The sequence below is a fragment of the Bacillus sp. NPDC060175 genome (genome assembly GCF_042728695.1).
Lineage (GTDB): Bacteria > Bacillota > Bacilli > Bacillales > Bacillaceae_G > Bacillus_A.
The window spans coordinates 13,260-30,161 of sequence record NZ_JBHWYR010000061.1 but is presented as its reverse complement, the minus strand read 5'-3'; the positions used below and the strand labels follow the sequence as shown (position 1 = coordinate 30,161).

Annotated in this window: 9 protein-coding genes, 1 pseudogene and 3 other annotated features; of the genes and pseudogenes, 7 read left to right on the top strand and 3 right to left on the bottom strand. The window is 34.8% G+C overall.

Annotated features, from left to right (window positions below; translation table 11 throughout):
* Positions 1–149: 149 nt before the first annotated feature.
* Together ACFWDE_RS23530 and ileS are read left to right on the top strand one after the other, a co-directional pair.
* Positions 150–4,352, top strand: a complete 4,203-nt coding sequence (locus tag ACFWDE_RS23530; RefSeq protein ID WP_377895038.1) for a tetratricopeptide repeat protein — start codon at positions 150–152, stop codon at positions 4,350–4,352.
* Between the two features lie 98 nt (positions 4,353–4,450).
* Positions 4,451–4,689 (top strand) — a binding site (T-box leader).
* A 54-nt stretch (positions 4,690–4,743) separates the two neighbouring features.
* Positions 4,744–7,845, top strand: a complete 3,102-nt coding sequence (gene ileS / locus ACFWDE_RS23525) for an isoleucine--tRNA ligase (protein ID WP_377895037.1) — start codon at positions 4,744–4,746, stop codon at positions 7,843–7,845.
* A gap of 52 nt (positions 7,846–7,897) precedes the next feature.
* On the opposite strand, the gene ACFWDE_RS23520 is transcribed toward ileS, so the two are convergent.
* Positions 7,898–8,050 (bottom strand): DUF418 domain-containing protein, encoded by a 153-nt coding sequence (locus ACFWDE_RS23520; RefSeq protein ID WP_377895036.1) that lies wholly within the window; start codon positions 8,048–8,050, stop codon positions 7,898–7,900.
* A 134-nt stretch (positions 8,051–8,184) separates the two neighbouring features.
* On the opposite strand from ACFWDE_RS23520, the gene ACFWDE_RS23515 reads away from it, so the two are divergent.
* Positions 8,185–9,696, top strand: a complete 1,512-nt coding sequence (locus ACFWDE_RS23515; RefSeq protein ID WP_002148345.1) for a M36 family metallopeptidase — start codon at positions 8,185–8,187, stop codon at positions 9,694–9,696.
* 136 nt (positions 9,697–9,832) lie between these two features.
* Here the strand turns inward: ACFWDE_RS23515 and ACFWDE_RS23510 are convergent, their stop codons facing one another.
* Positions 9,833–10,309, bottom strand: a complete 477-nt coding sequence (locus tag ACFWDE_RS23510; protein ID WP_377895034.1) for a hypothetical protein — start codon at positions 10,307–10,309, stop codon at positions 9,833–9,835.
* Between the two features lie 83 nt (positions 10,310–10,392).
* Here ACFWDE_RS23510 and ACFWDE_RS23505 point away from each other — a divergent pair.
* From ACFWDE_RS23505 to ACFWDE_RS23490, 4 genes and pseudogenes are all read left to right on the top strand, one after another.
* Positions 10,393–11,759, top strand: a pseudogene (locus tag ACFWDE_RS23505) (UDP-N-acetylmuramoyl-tripeptide--D-alanyl-D-alanine ligase).
* A gap of 67 nt (positions 11,760–11,826) precedes the next feature.
* Positions 11,827–12,038, top strand: a binding site (T-box leader).
* A gap of 105 nt (positions 12,039–12,143) precedes the next feature.
* On the top strand, positions 12,144–13,442 hold the full coding sequence (gene aspS / locus ACFWDE_RS23500; RefSeq protein ID WP_377895032.1) for an aspartate--tRNA(Asn) ligase: 1,299 nt from the start codon (positions 12,144–12,146) through the stop codon (positions 13,440–13,442).
* A gap of 167 nt (positions 13,443–13,609) precedes the next feature.
* Positions 13,610–13,858, top strand: a binding site (T-box leader).
* A 117-nt stretch (positions 13,859–13,975) separates the two neighbouring features.
* On the top strand, positions 13,976–15,316 hold the full coding sequence (locus ACFWDE_RS23495) for a sodium-dependent transporter (RefSeq protein WP_002065157.1): 1,341 nt from the start codon (positions 13,976–13,978) through the stop codon (positions 15,314–15,316).
* 37 nt (positions 15,317–15,353) lie between these two features.
* Complete coding sequence (locus tag ACFWDE_RS23490; RefSeq protein WP_201039343.1) at positions 15,354–16,268, top strand: alpha/beta fold hydrolase; 915 nt, start codon at positions 15,354–15,356, stop codon at positions 16,266–16,268.
* 39 nt (positions 16,269–16,307) lie between these two features.
* On the opposite strand, the gene ACFWDE_RS23485 is transcribed toward ACFWDE_RS23490, so the two are convergent.
* Complete coding sequence (locus tag ACFWDE_RS23485) at positions 16,308–16,883, bottom strand: nucleotidyltransferase family protein (protein WP_002065159.1); 576 nt, start codon at positions 16,881–16,883, stop codon at positions 16,308–16,310.
* Positions 16,884–16,902 lie beyond the last annotated feature (19 nt).

The following is a 16,902-nucleotide window of genomic DNA, read 5'->3' as shown; positions in this document are numbered from 1 at the left end:
TTTAGTTATAAACTTGAATAATATTAAATAATATCGTTCATTATATAAGGTTTTAGTTGAATGCATACTATATGATGTGTAAAATCTAAGCAAGTAGGTTAGAATACTGCTTGCAAATGGCAGTATAAATAATAATTTGAGGTGAATGCATGCTAGATTTTAAGCAATTAGAGATTTGTTTGAAAGAAAAAAGATTTGTAGATGGATTACAGGAGATAAATAATGAAATTGCACATATAAAAGAAACGAAAAAGTTATCATACGTGAAGAACTGGCTTTCTAACGTTTCATCATTTGCCGAGTTTGATACATTAATTCGTCTTGCTGATGAAGGGTTGATGCACCAATATAGCTCTTTTTTAATTCGTTATACGTATAAAAAATTCCCAAATATGAGAACGCTCTCTTTATATTGTGATGAGCTAATTGATGAGCGTAAAATTCTTGATGCTGAACAATTGTTAAAAGATTCTTTGGAAGAGGTAAATGAAGAGGAAATTGATGCGGATGTTTTAACGAAAGCATATTTTACGTTAGTTAGATGTTTGTTAGATATGAAGCGCAATGAAGAGGCTTATGCCTATATGCAAAGGGCGGAAAAGTATAGTACACGTGCAGTTTTTGAAAAATGGGGTTACTTATATATACAGACTGGTGAGTGGGAGAAGGCAGAGGAACAACTTTTATCCGGTCAGCAACATAAAGATTGTGAAGAGTTAGCTACGTACTTATTAGCGCAATTATATGCATATAAAGGTGAACAGCAGCGAGCATTACAACTCATTAATGATGCGATTGCAAAGTTCCCTCAAGTACCATATTTCTATTTTGAAAAAGTAAAATATTTATTAGATTTAGAGCGTTATGAAGAAATGTTAGTGGTAATAGATAAAATTAATCATATGCTTCCGCATCATGCATATACAACTTATTTTATACATTTACGTGCAGAAGCATTTTATAAAATGAATAATATTCATGATTTGCAAGCACTATTGAAAAGTGAAAAGAGTTTGAAAAATTCTCTATATCATCATATAGAAAAAAATCCTGATGGAAAAAAGGTGCGCTTACCGATAGTTCCGGTTGTACAAAAGGATAACTATTGCGTTCCGACTAGTTTGGAAATGATGTTAGGGGTATGGGGAGAAAAACGTACGCAAGATGAAATTGCACAACATATTTTTGATGTAACAGGCTCTAAGTTTTCAGATACAGTTACATATATAGAAGAGCAAGGTTACGAATATCGTTATTTTCAAGGGAATGAGAAAAATTATAAGAAATTACTCAATCAAGGTATTCCCGTTTTATTAAGTATAGATATTGAGCACGCTTCCCATGTACAAGTGCTTTCTGGTTATGACGATGTACTGCAAGCTTTTTATATTCAAGATCCGAATTTCTTGGAACCGATTCTTGTGGAATATGATAAGTTGCAAGAAAAATATCGTTATACAGATTGTTTGGCTATTACGTTTACACCAAAAGATAGAATAGAACAACTTTCATTTTTAAATGAGGAAGAACACACTTATTATAAAACAATCTTTTCTCTTACAGATCATTTAGCTGAGCAAGATAAAGAGGGGATTGAAAAGTTAGTATTATTTTTAAAAGAAACAAGTGAAAATCCAAACACTTGGCTATATACGATTAAACATTTAGATGCTGAAGTAGATAAAGAGTTTATTCAGTTTTGTATAGAAAAGTTAATGGAAAAGTTTCCGAGCTCTGACTTTGTGAAATTGCATAGTGCACAGTGCTTTATCCGCCTGCAAGATATGAAGAAAGCAGGACAAATGCTTCAAAGTGTGGAGAAGAAAAACAATCAAGCGTTATATCATTTTATAAATGGACGTTATTCTTTTGAGCAAGATAATTATACAGAAGCGATTGCTAGTTTTCGTTCATCATTACAATTGGATGCAGATCAACCAGTTGCGTGGAGTTTCTTAGCATTATCATACATGTATATGGATCAATCTGAAAAGGGGCTAGAGTATTCTCTAACAGCTATAGAACGTAGCCCTGAAAGGTTTACGCTTGTAAATCACGGTTTAATTTTAATAGATTTAGAACGATATGAAGAAGCATATGGATTCTTTAATGATTTATTAAAAGAATATAAGTATGAAGCGCACATATGGTATGAACGTGCAAGATGTGCTCAGCATTTAGGGAAAGTGTATTTGGCAGTAAAAGGAATTAAAGTGGCGATTCAATTAGATAAAACGGCAGCATATTTATATACGAAGCTTTCGGAAATCTATGAATCAGATTTGGATGATGGGAATAATGCGAAGGAAATTTTATTACAAGGAATTCAAAATTGTGAAGATCAGACATCTTTATATGTTCGTTTAGGAGATGTGCATTTTCAAAATGATGAACTTGAAGAAGCGGAAACTATATATAAGCGTTCTTTAGAAGAAAATAATGAAGATGTATATGCCCATTTCGGTTTAACTCAAGTTTATATGGCAAAGGAACAATATGAGGATGCAAAAAACTATATTGTTAGTATTAATAAGCAATTTGAAGACAATCAAGATTTCCTTATGAATGCTGGCATGGTGCTATGGGATGCTGAAATTGCATTAGGTGGGGATGAAAAAGAGTTAAAACTTGCACTTTCTAAATTAGAGAACGGTATACGAAGAGTATACGCTAATATAGCGATCGTGTTGGATGAGTATGTAAATCGAATAAAAGACACAGCTTTTGTGCAACGAGGCATAGCGTTTTTAAGAACGTTAGAAAAAGAGAAAACGGAAGTAATTGAATACGGTTGTTACGCTGGTGTTTTATATGAATCTATTGGACAGTATGATCAAGCAATGAAGAGATACAACAAGGCAATAGAACAAAAGAGAACTGCATTTCCATATTTTCGAATCGGCGAAACATATATGGTATTGGGACAATTGACAGAAGCAAAACAAGCGTATGAAACATGTTTGGAACTCAATGGGAATTTCACAGGTGTACATGTGCAACTAGCAGAAATATATGAAAAAGAAAAAAATAGTGATAAAGAACAAAGTCATATGGTCCAGGCAATGAAAGAAGAGCCTTTGCATATTAATATGGAATATTTGGCACAGCTTTCAGTAGATTTGAATCTTCATGAAGAATTGCTAGTTGAACTAGAACAATTAGCAGAAGAGGTACCAGAAATATGGCGTTTAGATGCAATTGCATACGTATATGGTGCGATGAATGAGGTAAATAAAGAAAAAGAATATATTGAATGTGCAATGAAAATAGATGAAGAGCATGTGGAAGTACTATATCATTATGCGAAAGTACTTGTTAAAAAGCAGAATGTAGAAGCCATTCAAGTTGCGTTAAAAGTAATGCATAAAGATTTGGAAAGTGAACGTATATTTGGTGTGTACGTAAAAGCAATGGAACAACATAAAAAATTATCCCAAATACGAGACGCACTTCATACGCTAAAGGTGAAAAAAGCAGAAAGAAGTACAGCGTTTATGTATGCAGCTACTGCGGTTGCCGAAAGATTAGTAGAAAGGCAGCAAAATGAGCAACCGAAAAAATCTATATTTACAAGAGTATTTTATCATATGAAAAATCGTGCGAAGGAAATTTCAATGATTACAGTTGTTATCGATTTATTTGAAATCTCCTTAAAGTTAAATCCAAAAAATAGTATGGCAGCGCAGCGTTTCGCAATATTTTATGAGAATGCAGCGATGAATAAAGAAGCGATAGAGGTATTACAAACATCGTTAGAAAATAAGTGGGATTATGATGTAGCGAAGCAACTTGTAAATCTTTTCATTGATTGTGAGGAAGAGGATATGTTACGAGATGCTTTTGAATTAACGAAACAAATGGTTCGAGACCTACCAGATGATTATGATACCCTTCTTTTACAAGCGAATGTATTATGTAAAATCGGAGAAGAAAGAAAAGCAGAAAAAATTTGCGTACAATTAATTGAGAAAACACCATTTGTAAGTAGAGGATTCCTTACTTTAGCAGAAATATACCATAGTCAAGAGAGAATTGAGGATGCGATTCGTTTATTAGAAGATGCTTCTGAACATCATCCAAATGAAACGGCAATTCTTCTTGCTTTAGCATCTTCGTATCATAAAGCTGGGCAAACGACAAAGGCAGAAAAAATAACAAGTGAAATATTAGCAATTGATGCTACTGACTTGTTAGCAAGATACGATCATGCTTGTTATTTAACATTATTAAACAGAAATGAAGAGGCGAAAGAAGAGCTTAAAATTGTGCTTCGTGAAGATGAAACGGGATTTTTTGCTGAACTTGCAGAGAAAGATGAAGATTTAGCGGGATTGCGAGAATTTGAAAAATAATTGTATAGGAATAGAAAAAAAGGATATAAATAAAAATATATTTCGAATTAGTTGACAATTAATTGCCCAATGGCATAAAATAACTTTTAATAAAGTATACAAATCTGAAGACGAGAAAGAGTAAAATAGTGAGCTGTTCCCCAGAGAGCCGGTGTATTGCTGAAATCCGGTGTGCAGACGTTATTTGAAAATCATCTCCGAGGAGCCGTGGCTGAATAAAGTAAGCTCGGACGGATGTCTACCGTTACAAAGAACGCGTATGTTAGTACGTTGCTAAGTGCTATTAGTGGAAAACTAATAGAATTAGGGTGGTAACGCGGGTAAACCCGTCCCTACTTCATAGGGACGGGTTTTTTGTGTGCTTTTAAAAAATTCAAAGGAGTGATTGTACATGAAAAAAGTAGATGTAAAAGAGTCAGCTGTAGGGAGAGAAACACGTATTCGTAAGCAGTGGAACGAACAAAGTATTTTCGAGCAATCAATTCAGAATCGAGAAGGCGCACAATCTTTTGTGTTTTATGAAGGGCCACCAACTGCGAACGGATTACCACACGTTGGCCATGCACTTGGGCGGGCGATTAAAGATTTAGTAGCGAGATATAAAACGATGGCTGGATATAAAGTTTTAAGAAAAGCCGGATGGGATACACATGGATTACCTGTAGAATTAGGTGTTGAAAAACAACTTGGTATTTCAGGTAAACATGAAATCGAAGAGTACGGAATTGAACCATTTATTCAAAAGTGTAAAGAAAGTGTATTCACATATGAGAAGCAGTGGCGTGAATTTACGGAGAGTATTGGATATTGGGTGGATATGGATGATCCGTACGTTACTTTAAAGAATCCATATATCGAAAGTGTATGGCATATTTTAGGGACGATTCATGAAAAAAGCTTGTTATATAAAGGGCATAGAGTTTCACCATACTGTCCAAGCTGTCAAACATCGCTTAGTTCACATGAAGTTGCACAAGGGTACAAAACGGTTAAAGATTTAAGCGCAACGGTGAAGTTTAAAGTAAAAGATAGTGAAAATGAATATTTCCTTGGATGGACGACAACACCGTGGACACTCCCAGCGAATGTCGCACTTGCCGTACATCCGAATATGGAATACGTAAAAGTGAAACAAGAAGGGTATGTATACATTGTTGCGAAAGAACGTGTACAAGAAGTACTAAAAGAAAACTATGAAGTACTATCTGTTCATAAAGGTGAAGAATTATTAAACACATCGTATACAGCACCGTTTCCAATGAAGGAAGTTACAAATGGATACCGTGTTATTGCGGCAGATTTTGTTACGGCAGATAGTGGTACTGGACTTGTTCATATCGCACCTGCATATGGGGAGGACGATTATAGAGTCGTTCAAAGTGAAGGGTTATCATTCTTACATGTTGTAGATGAGAAAGGTGAGTATACAGAAGCAGTACCCTTCTTAAAAGGAAAGTTTGTAAAAGAATGTGACGTTGATATCGTTCGTTATTTAGCTAAAGAAGGTTTGCTGTATCATAAAGAAAAATATGAGCATAGCTATCCACACTGTTGGCGCTGTGATTCACCATTACTTTATTATGCAGGAGAAAGCTGGTTAATCCGAACAACTGAGATTAAAGAAACATTTTTACAAAATAATGATTCTGTTACGTGGTATCCAGACCATATGAAGCACGGACGCTTTGGTAAGTTTTTAGAAAATATGGTGGACTGGAATATTAGCCGGAATAGATATTGGGGAACACCGTTAAACGTATGGGAATGTGAAAGCTGCGATCATCAATTCGCACCGAAAAGCATTGCCGAATTAAGAAAGCATAGTACGAAAGAAACACCCGAAGATTTAGAATTGCATAAGCCATATGTGGATGAAGTGCAAGTTTGTTGTGAAAAATGCGGAAGTACAATGAATCGTACACCAGAAGTAATTGATGTTTGGTTTGATAGTGGTTCCATGCCGTTTGCACAATATCATTACCCGTTTGAAAATAAAGAGTTGTTTGAAGAACAGTTTCCAGCAGATGTTATCGCAGAAGGAATTGATCAAACACGCGGCTGGTTTTATAGTTTATTAGCGGTATCAGCACTATATACAGGAAAAGTACCGTATAAACGAGTGTTATCACTAGGGCATGTTCTAGATGAAGAAGGACAGAAAATGTCTAAAAGTAAAGGGAATGCACTAGATCCTGTTGATTTAGTAGAGAAGTTTGGTGCGGATGCACTAAGATGGGCTCTACTCGTTGACAGTGCTCCGTGGAATGCGAAGCGTTTTTCTGAAAGAACCGTACTGGAAGCAAAATCGAAATTTGTAGATACATTAGTCAATGTGTATAGCTTCTACGTTTTATATGCAAATTTAGATGAGTATAATCCGAAAGAAACGTATGATGTAAAGCGTACGAAATTAGATGAGTGGGTATTATCAAGACTGCATAGCACAACAAAAAAGGTAAGAACGGCACTTGATGATTATCAGTTCACGAATGCAGCTCGTGAAATTGCTACTCTTGTAGATGAAGTGAGTAATTGGTATGTACGACGTTCACGTAATCGTTTTTGGGAATCTGGTATGAATCCTGAAAAAGCAGCTGCGTATGAAACACTTCATGAAGTGCTTGTAACAATTAGTAAATTAATTGCACCATTTACACCATTTGTCGCTGAAGATATTCATCTGAATTTAGAAGGAAGCAGCGTTCATTTAGCAGATTATCCGGTTGTAAACGAATCACTTATCCAGCCTGAGTTAGAAGCGGAAATGGATGCTGTTTTACAAGTTGTTGAACTTGGAAGAAGTAATCGTAATCAACATTCATTAAAAGTAAAACAGCCGTTGGCAGAGCTTGTATTACTTGAGCATAAAGAGAATAATATCGATTGGGAATCTTATCGTGATATCGTAATGGATGAGCTTAATGTGAAAGCATTCCATGTTGAACTCGATGAAACGAAGTATACATCCTATCAATTAAAGCTGAATTTTAAAACGGCGGGGCCGAAATTTGGTAAGAATGTGAATGCAGTAAATGGTTGGCTAAAACAATTATCACAAGAAGAAGTACAAAACTTTGTATCTACAGAAAGAGCAGTTTACGAAGCAACAGCAGGGGAAGAAGTAATTGTCATAGCTGAAGATGTATTAGTAGAGAAAGTTGCGAAATCAGGATTCTCAAATACGACTAACGGACAATATACGGTTATGTTAGATACGAATGTAACTGAGGAATTGTTACAAGAAGGAGTAGCACGTGAATTTATTCGTGCAGTTCAAGAATATCGTAAGCAGTTGAATCTACCGGTTAATTTACGAGTGGATGTTATTCTTGATACAGAGGAAGAACTACAGCAAACGTTAACGAATCATAAAGATTTATTAGAAGAAAACTTACTCGTCAAGCAATTTACATTTGGTCATTTAACGAATGAAGACGACGAGCTTTCTTTAGGGGAGACGAAACTCCGAATTAAGTTAAGCAAGGCTAATTAAAGAAAAAAGGAAGTTGGAATCATTCCAACTTCCTTTTTTGTATGATGGGAGATTAACCGGCTAATTTCCTCATAATCCACTCGATAGGGCCTCTAGAAAATTTCTTTCTCCATATTTTAAAAGTATAAGGTTGGAAGAATTGATAAAGAAATATATTTCTAAAGTATTGTTTTCGGTTTACACATAAATATTGAGAAAATTTCACTTACCCAAAATGTAAAGGTAAGTGAAATGTTTGTATAGAATTACTCGTAGATTCACTTTATTTCGTTACTTGTGGACAGTAATAGCCTTATAGGAATGGGGTAAAGGGTTCAATTTATTAGGGGGAGTGGTTTTATGTTAAACAAAAAAATGGTGGCAATGGCAATGACTGTACCATTAGTAATGGGGACAATTTCCACAGTTTCAGCATTGGAAAAACAACAGCAAGTAAAGCTAGAAGCTTATTCACCACAGAAAAAAGCAATTGAATATTTAAAAGGGCATGCTACGGAATATGGATTGAAGGCGGACCTTTCAGACTTACAATATATTTCTACAACAGAAACATCAGTAGCTTCATATGTTAGGTTCCAACAAGTAGTTAATGGTGCTCCTGTATTTTCAAAACAAATTACAGTTACTCTTAATGGACAGGGGCAAGGAATACTGGCTGTTTCTGATTACCAGGCGGTTCAAAGTGTGAAAGAAGTAGCAAAAAAGATTAGTGAAAAAGATGCTGAACAAAAATCAATGGCGTATGTTGGAGGAGAAAGCGAGCAAAACCTATGGGCTCCTACAGAGAAAGAATTCGGATATATTGTTGAAGAAGGAGTCGCTATTCCAGTATATAAAGTTGTAGTCCATTCTAATAATCCATTCGGTGCATGGGAAACATTTATTGATGCGGAAAACGGAAAGTTAATTAAAAAGATCGATATAAACCGAAAAGCAGAAGGAACTGGGAAAGTATTTTTACCTAATCCGGTCGTATCAAGTGGTAGTTTAGCAGGATTAAAGGATAATAATGATGCAGATTCTACAGCGTTAAATAATCAACTAAAAACAGTTACTTTAAAAGGTCTAGATGGTACAGGATTTTTAATTGGTGAGTATGTAACAATTTCTTCAAAAGCGAAGACGAAATCTACAAACTTACAATTTAACTTTACACGTGCAAATGATAGTTTTGAAGATGTTATGTCGTATTATCATATTGATACATTACAACGGTATATTCAAGGATTAGGCTTTAAAAATATTAATAATCGTTCGATTAAAGTGAATGTAAATGGTACAACTGATGATAATTCATTCTATTCACCATCAACGAAAGCTTTAACTTTCGGTACTGGTGGAGTAGATGATGCGGAAGATGCAGGCATTATCGCGCATGAATACGGGCATTCAATTCAAGATAATCAAGTGCCTGGATTCGGAAGTTCACCAGAAGGTGGAGCGATGGGAGAAGGGTTTGGAGACTTCTTAGGTGCTACTTATGAAGATGCAGTGTCGACAACAGGTTACGGAAAAGCATGTGTTGGAGAATGGGATGCGACTGCTTACTCTAGTTCAGATCCGACATGCTTACGCCGATTAGATAATAATAAAGTATATCCGAAAGATATTACGAATGAAGTACATGATGATGGGGAAATTTGGGCTCAAGGTCAATATGAAATGGCGCAAGCTTTTGGGCGTGATGTAGCAACAAAAATTATTTTACAATCACATTGGTCATTAACGCCAAATGCTAAATTCCGTGATGGTGCAAAAGCAATTAAGCAAGCGGATGCTCTTTTATACGGCGGACAACACGCAGCTGAAATTGATCGAATTTGGACAGCGAGAGGAATTAGTACGAATTAATATAAAACGTCGTGGCATTTATAAGCCACGACGTTTTTAATTTGTTCAAGGACTGGTACTAGTAAATTAAATTATATCAGTGATAATATAAATTTATTGGCGATTCATTTCATACACTAACGATTCGACAAAATTACTATTTTTCTTCTTTAAAAACAAAATGCTCTTTAAACTTTCTAGCTTCAACTTTTTGACCGTTTCGCATAGAGCGGAAAGGATGTTCTTGCCACGTAATGATAACGTTAACCTCATCTGCTTTTGTAGAAACTGGGAAGTTAGCGTGTTCAAATCCAGTTTTTCCACTTGCTAAACGACTTTCCTTTAGGGAAAAGAGTTCATATTTCGTTTTTGTATTTGGCTCGTTGCGGAAGACTTCAACTTGTACGTTATACACTTCGCTTTTTCCGATATTTTTTACAGAGAAATGATATGTTTGAAATACACCTTTTTTAGGTTGCAACAATTTTTCACTCGTTTTTTTCACTTCATCAATATTCACTTGCCATTGATCAGAATTTTGAGAGATTGGTAAAGATTTTGGTGAATATGCGTACGTTTCATTTACTACAATTAGGCAAAACAAAAGGAAGAAGAAACTAAGTGCTTTTTTCATATACACACCTCGCTATAAAATTTTTTATTAATATGCGTAAATAGAATGGGGATTATGTAATAAAATGGAAGTCGGGTGGTGATTTGATTCGAATACATTTAAAGAAACTTGAAGAAGTAGTAGGCGGTGAAGGGTTACAAGATTCATTTCATCATATAGAGATGCATGGCGTCTGCATTAATTCCAAAAAGATTAAAGAAGGAAATTTGTTCGTTCCAATTATTAGGGTGAAAAATGGACATGATTATGTGAAAGAGGCAATGGATAACGGAGCTGTAGCTTCGTTATGGAAAAAGTCTTACGGAATTCCGCCAAAAGGGATGCCGATTATATTTGTAGATGACACTTTGGCTGCCTTACAACAATTGGCATGTTATTACCGGAATGAGTCAAACGTGAAAGTAATCGGTATTACAGGTAGTAACGGAAAGACAACAGTGAAAGATATAATAGGTGCAATTTTAAATTCTACTTATAAAGTGCATAAAACGCAGGGGAATTTAAATAGTCAATTTGGTTTGCCGCTAACGATTTTAGAAATGAAACAGGTACAGAGTTTTTAATACTAGAAATGGGGATGAGTGAAACAGGACAAATTCGAAACTTATCACAAATAGCGCAGCCGGATGTAGCGATAATTACAATGATTGGGCAGTCTCATTTAGAAACGTTAGGATCAAGAGAAGTGATTGCGAAGGCGAAATTAGAAGTGATAGACGGATTAAAAGATGAAGGAATGTTCTTATATAATGGTGATGAGTCATTACTTTCTCGAAATAATAATATGCCAGGTATAGAATGTAAGTCATTTGGTGAAAAAAGTACAAATGATTTCTATCCCAATAATGTACAATTAGATGAATATGGTGTTCACTTTAAATTAAATGATTCAAAAAAAGTACAGTATGATGTTCCTTTACATGGAAAGCATAATATTTTAAATGCGATCGTTGGAATCGCCGTAGGACAATTTTATAATGTCCCTACAGAAAAAATACAAGAAGCATTGCAGCAAATAAATATTACTCATATGCGTTTTCAGTTTCTAACCGCTAAAACAGGTTTTACGATTATTAACGATGCATGGAATGCCAGTCCATCTTCAATGAAGGCTGCAATTGAAACGTTAGAGAAATCAAATGCTTATGAGAAAAAAATCATAGTAGTTGGGGATATGTTGGAGTTAGGGAAGGAAGCTGAAACATATCATAGAGAAATTGGTAAAATGTTAAATCAAGAGAATATTTCATATGTGTTTACTTATGGAGAGATGGCAGAAATAGTGGCGGAAGAAGCGATGAAGATATATGCCACAGGACAAGTGCAGTCATATAATAATAAAGCTAAAATAGCAGAGGAAGTATTGAAAATTATAACAAAAAAGGATGTCGTATTATTGAAAGGCTCTCGTGGAATGGCTTTAGAGGAGATTGTGCAAAAATGGATGTAAAAAATCAAAATATATTTTAAAAAGGCTTGCGTTTTATAAAGTAAAGAGATAGAATACTCTGTAAATATAAAAAGTGATGATTAGGAAAAGTACATGATGCATGGGTCTACAGAGAGCAATCGGTTGCTGGGAAGATTGCGATACCGCATGATGGAAAGACACCTGTGAGTGTTGCTTTGAACGTGATAATTAGTAAAAGCAAACGGTACCTACCGTTATCAGGGCTAAGATGGTCATTATGACAATTTGGGTGGTACCGCGGAAAAATCCGTCCCTATTTATAGGGGCGGATTTTTGTATTCTTTGGAAGGAGGTGAGTGACCGTGGATGATGACGATGACAACAATAATGTAAATAAATATAAAATTATTGGAGGGAAATATAATGGATCAAATAATGAAGCGTTCACTCACACGAGAATGTACGGAGTATAGCGGAAAGATTGTATTACTACAAGGGTGGGTAAAAAAGATTCGTCATCTAGGTAATGTTAGTTTTTTATTATTAAGGGATCGTACCGGAGTTGTTCAATGTGTATTAGAAAACGAGTTAGCTGGATATAGAGTTGATGTTGAAAGTGTCGTCCAAGTAATTGGTGAAATAGTAACGACAACGAAAACAGAATTAGGGGTTGAAGTACTTGCTCATGAAGTGAAAGTATTAAATGGTGCAGAACCACTTCCATTTGAAATAAATAAAAAGAAGTTACAGGTTGGCTTAGATCAACTGTTGAATGAGCGGGTATTATCATTAAGACATGAGCGAATCGCTGCGATTTTTAAAGTGAAATCTACACTCGTTCAAAGCTTTAGTGAATTTCTAATAGAGAACGATTTCACACGTGTATTTACTCCGAAAATTGTCTCGCAAGGGGCAGAAGGAGGAGCAAATGTTTTTAAGCTTCCATATTTCCAAAAAGAAGCGTATTTAGCTCAATCACCACAATTTTATAAACAAATGATGGTAGCAGGAGGGCTCGAGCGTGTTTTTGAAATTGCACCTGTATACAGAGCGGAACATCACAACTCCTCCCGTCATTTGAATGAATATATATCGTTAGACGTAGAGCTTGGATTTATTCATGATTTTCATGAAGTGATGCAATTAGAAACTGATGTTTTACGATATATGTTTCAGCAAGTAGCAAAAAACTGCGAAAAAGAACTACAACTATTACAAATAGAAGTGCCTGTCATTACTGAAATACCTAAAATCACATTGTTAGAAGCTCAAGAAATTTTGAAAAATAAGTACCGGAAAGAATCGCCGATGGGGGATTTAGATACAGAAGGTGAAAAGTTACTAGGGAAATATGTGAAGGAAACATATGATAGTGAATTTGTCTTTATTACACATTATCCGAAAGAAGCGCGACCGATGTATACAATGCCAAATAAGGAGAACGAAGCCATAACGGATTCATTTGACCTATTATATAAAGGATTAGAAATAACTTCAGGTGCACAGCGTATTCATAATCATGAAATGTTACTCGCATCTTTTAAAGAAAAAGGATTACATCCAGAGAAATTTCAATCTTATTTAGATACATTCCGATACGGTTGTCCACCACATGGTGGTTTTGGGATAGGATTAGAAAGGGTTGTGTATCGACTTTTAGAATTATCCAACGTGAGGGAAGCGAGTGCTTTTCCGAGAGATTGTACACGTCTTATACCATAAAAAGAATCTTCGCGATTATCGCGAAGATTCTTTTTTAATGTTCTTTTATTTTTACATTGAAAGTTTATAAAAAACCTTTTCGACAAAAAAATAATATATACCTTGACAGTAACAAATATAACCGATATACTTCATATTAATTTCAAAAGAAAATATATTCTAAATATTAAAATGTGTTGAATAGGAGTAGTAAGGTCATGTATTTGTGCAGAGAGCTATGGGTTGGTGCGACATAGTCAAATGACATCCTGAACTCGCCTAGGAGCAGTAAGGTGGAACAGAATTACATTCTTAGTAAATCTTAACGGTTAACCTTCGATATTAGGTTTGTAATCAAACGATTACTACTAAGGTGGATTCATAATGGAATCAATAAGGGTGGTACCGCGTTAAGCAAATGGCTTAGCGTCTCTTTATATAAAGAGATGCTGAGCCATTTTTTATTTTATAGAAAAAGAAATGGAGGGTTTATTCGGATAGGTATATAAAATTTATTTATTTATATAAAAAGATTTAAATAGGAGGAAAATAAGATGAAACAGACGGAGCAATGGACTTCGAAATTAGGATTTATAATGGCTGCAGCAGGATCAGCAATTGGACTAGGCGCAATATGGAAGTTTCCTTATATTGCTGGAAAGAGTGGGGGAGGAGCTTTTTTTTTAATTTTTATATTATTTACTGTATTAATTGGTCTCCCGCTATTAATAGCTGAATTTATGATTGGACGCAGTACACAGAAACAAGCAGTTGGAGCATTTAAAAGTATCGCACCAAATACAGGCTGGCACTGGATAGGACGCCTTGGCGTTGGAACTTGTTTTATACTACTTTCGTTTTATAGTGTTGTAGGCGGATGGGTATTAATTTATTTATTCAGAGGAGTAACTGGACAACTTATTACTCCAGGACAAAATTATAGTGCATTATTCACAGAAACAATTGGAAATCCGGTTTGGGCTATTACTGGACATTTCGCTTTTATGTTCATTACGATATGGGTTGTATCAAAAGGTGTACAAAACGGAATTGAAAAAGCAAGTAAATATATGCTACCAGCATTGTTCGTTTTATTTGTCGCCCTTATTATTCGTTCATTAACACTTGATAATGCGATGCAAGGTGTGAAGTTTTTCTTACAACCAGATTTCTCAAAGATTACTTCAGAAAGTATTTTGTTCGCAATGGGCCAATCATTCTTTGCGATTAGTATCGGAATATCAATTATGGTTACGTATAGTTCCTATTTAAATAAAAAAGAAAGTTTACCAAAATCAGCAGTTACGATTGTTGGGTTAAATTTATTTGTTTCTTTATTTGCGGGTCTTGCTATTTTTCCAGCAGTATTTTCATTAGGAATGGAGCCGACGGAGGGGCCTGGATTACTATTTATCGTATTACCATCTGTATTTAGTCAAATTCCATTCGGCGGATTGTTCTTAACCGTATTTCTTGCGCTATTTACATTTGCCACATTAACATCGGCATTTTCTCTACTAGAGACGGTTGTTTCAGCATTAGCAAATGGTGAGCAAGAAAGAAGAAACAAACTATCATGGATTATCGGTTTTTGTATTTTCCTAGTAGGTATTCCATCAGTACTTTCATTTGGCATATGGAGTGATATTACAATCTTTGGTAAAAATATTTTTGATGCAGTAGACTTCTTATCTAGTAATATATTAATGCCACTTGGAGCACTATTTATTAGTATTTTCGTATCATTCAAAATGGAAAAGAAAGTGTTAGAAGCAGAATTTTTCGTAGGTGGAAATTACGGAAAGAAAGTATTTACTACCTGGGTATTTTTACTTCGATTTATAGCTCCACTTGCAATAATTATCGTCTTTTTAAATGTAATAGGGATTATTTAAGGTTAAATGTTATAATATTCAGTAAAAAAAGAAGGTGATGATAATAAAAATTAATTTGATTGAAGTTGGGAAATACATGAACATTAGAGGAAAAAAGCTATACGTTGAAACACATGGAAGTCCTAAAAATAAACCAATATTATATTTGCACGGTGGACCAGGAGAGAGTTGCTATGATTTTTCATTTCATCAAGCGGAACGATTAAAAGATTCCTTATATGTAATTATGATAGATCAAAGAGGAGTTTGTCGATCAGAAGGAATTACTGAGGAAGAACCTTTTGGATTAAATGATTTAGTTGAAGACTGTGAAGAACTAAGAAAAGTATTGCAAATTGAGAAATGGTCTGTAATAGGACACTCTTTCGGTGGATATTTAGCATTGTTATATGCGGCGACATATCCAAATTCAATAGAGAAAATAATATTTGAAGGTCCGACTTTCGATTTTGCATTAACAAGTAGGGCTTTACTACAAAAGACAGGGATTTTATTAAAAAAGTATGGAAAAGAATTAGCGGCAGAAGAGTGCTTTGCTTATTCATCTAGTAATGCTAGTTCAGAAGAGTTGCTAGAAGCTTACATAAGATTAAGCGATGAATTAGAAGAAAAAAGAATGGAGATTTATGAAAATAAGGAGGTTAAAACTGACTATAGTTTATATAGTGATGAAGAGTGGGAAGAATTTTCAAAGCGTTCCGAAATCCATTTTGATAGATTAAAAGCAGAAAGAGCATTTCATACGTCATTATTATCAAAAATAAAAGATGTAGAAAATCCAATGTTATTAATTGTAGGAAAATATGATGTAGTAACGTGTGAAAAACAAATTGAAACATTTAATAAAGATGCTCTAAATGGGAAGTGTATTATATTCGAAGAGAGTGGTCATACACCACACTATGAAGAAGTGGATCGATTCGCTGAAACAGTCATTCATTTTTTGAATTGAAAAAGTAAAGGGTGCTTCTAATAATGAGAAGCACCCTCTTTAAATTTCTGGATAAGTGATTGTAATGTTGGGCCATTTGCTTTGCCAATTCTTTTTCATAACTCTTTTTTTGTACATATGTATTCGTTCTTTCGTTTCAAGAAAATGAAGTGTAGGTTTCACTTGTAATGAAAGCACATCTTCAATTCCGCACGGGGATGTTAATATGACATTATTCTTCGCGTCTAATGTAACACCAAGTGCGGTTGCTGTTTCAGGAAATTTAGAAATAGCATCAACAGCAGAAGAATATGGTGGCATGTTATTCACCACATGCATACGAGCTTGATTCTTAACCGACCAAGGGATAGAATCATTCAAATTTGTCAGTTCCTTTTCTAATGATTGTTCGTATGACTCATCTTTATGTAATGGATCAAAATAAATAACATCGACGTCTGGTGTAGCCGTTCTTGTTTCGTAGTTATGTAATGTATCCCAAATTTTAGAACGAACAAATCCGGCACAAATCCACCAATCAGGTAGTTTGAGAGATTTAGCTGTATGTAGTACGTCCATCATCCACTTATCATTTTGTATCATTTGAATAATGTCTTGCTCTGTTTTTATAGTCATTTGATATTTCACCTGCTTT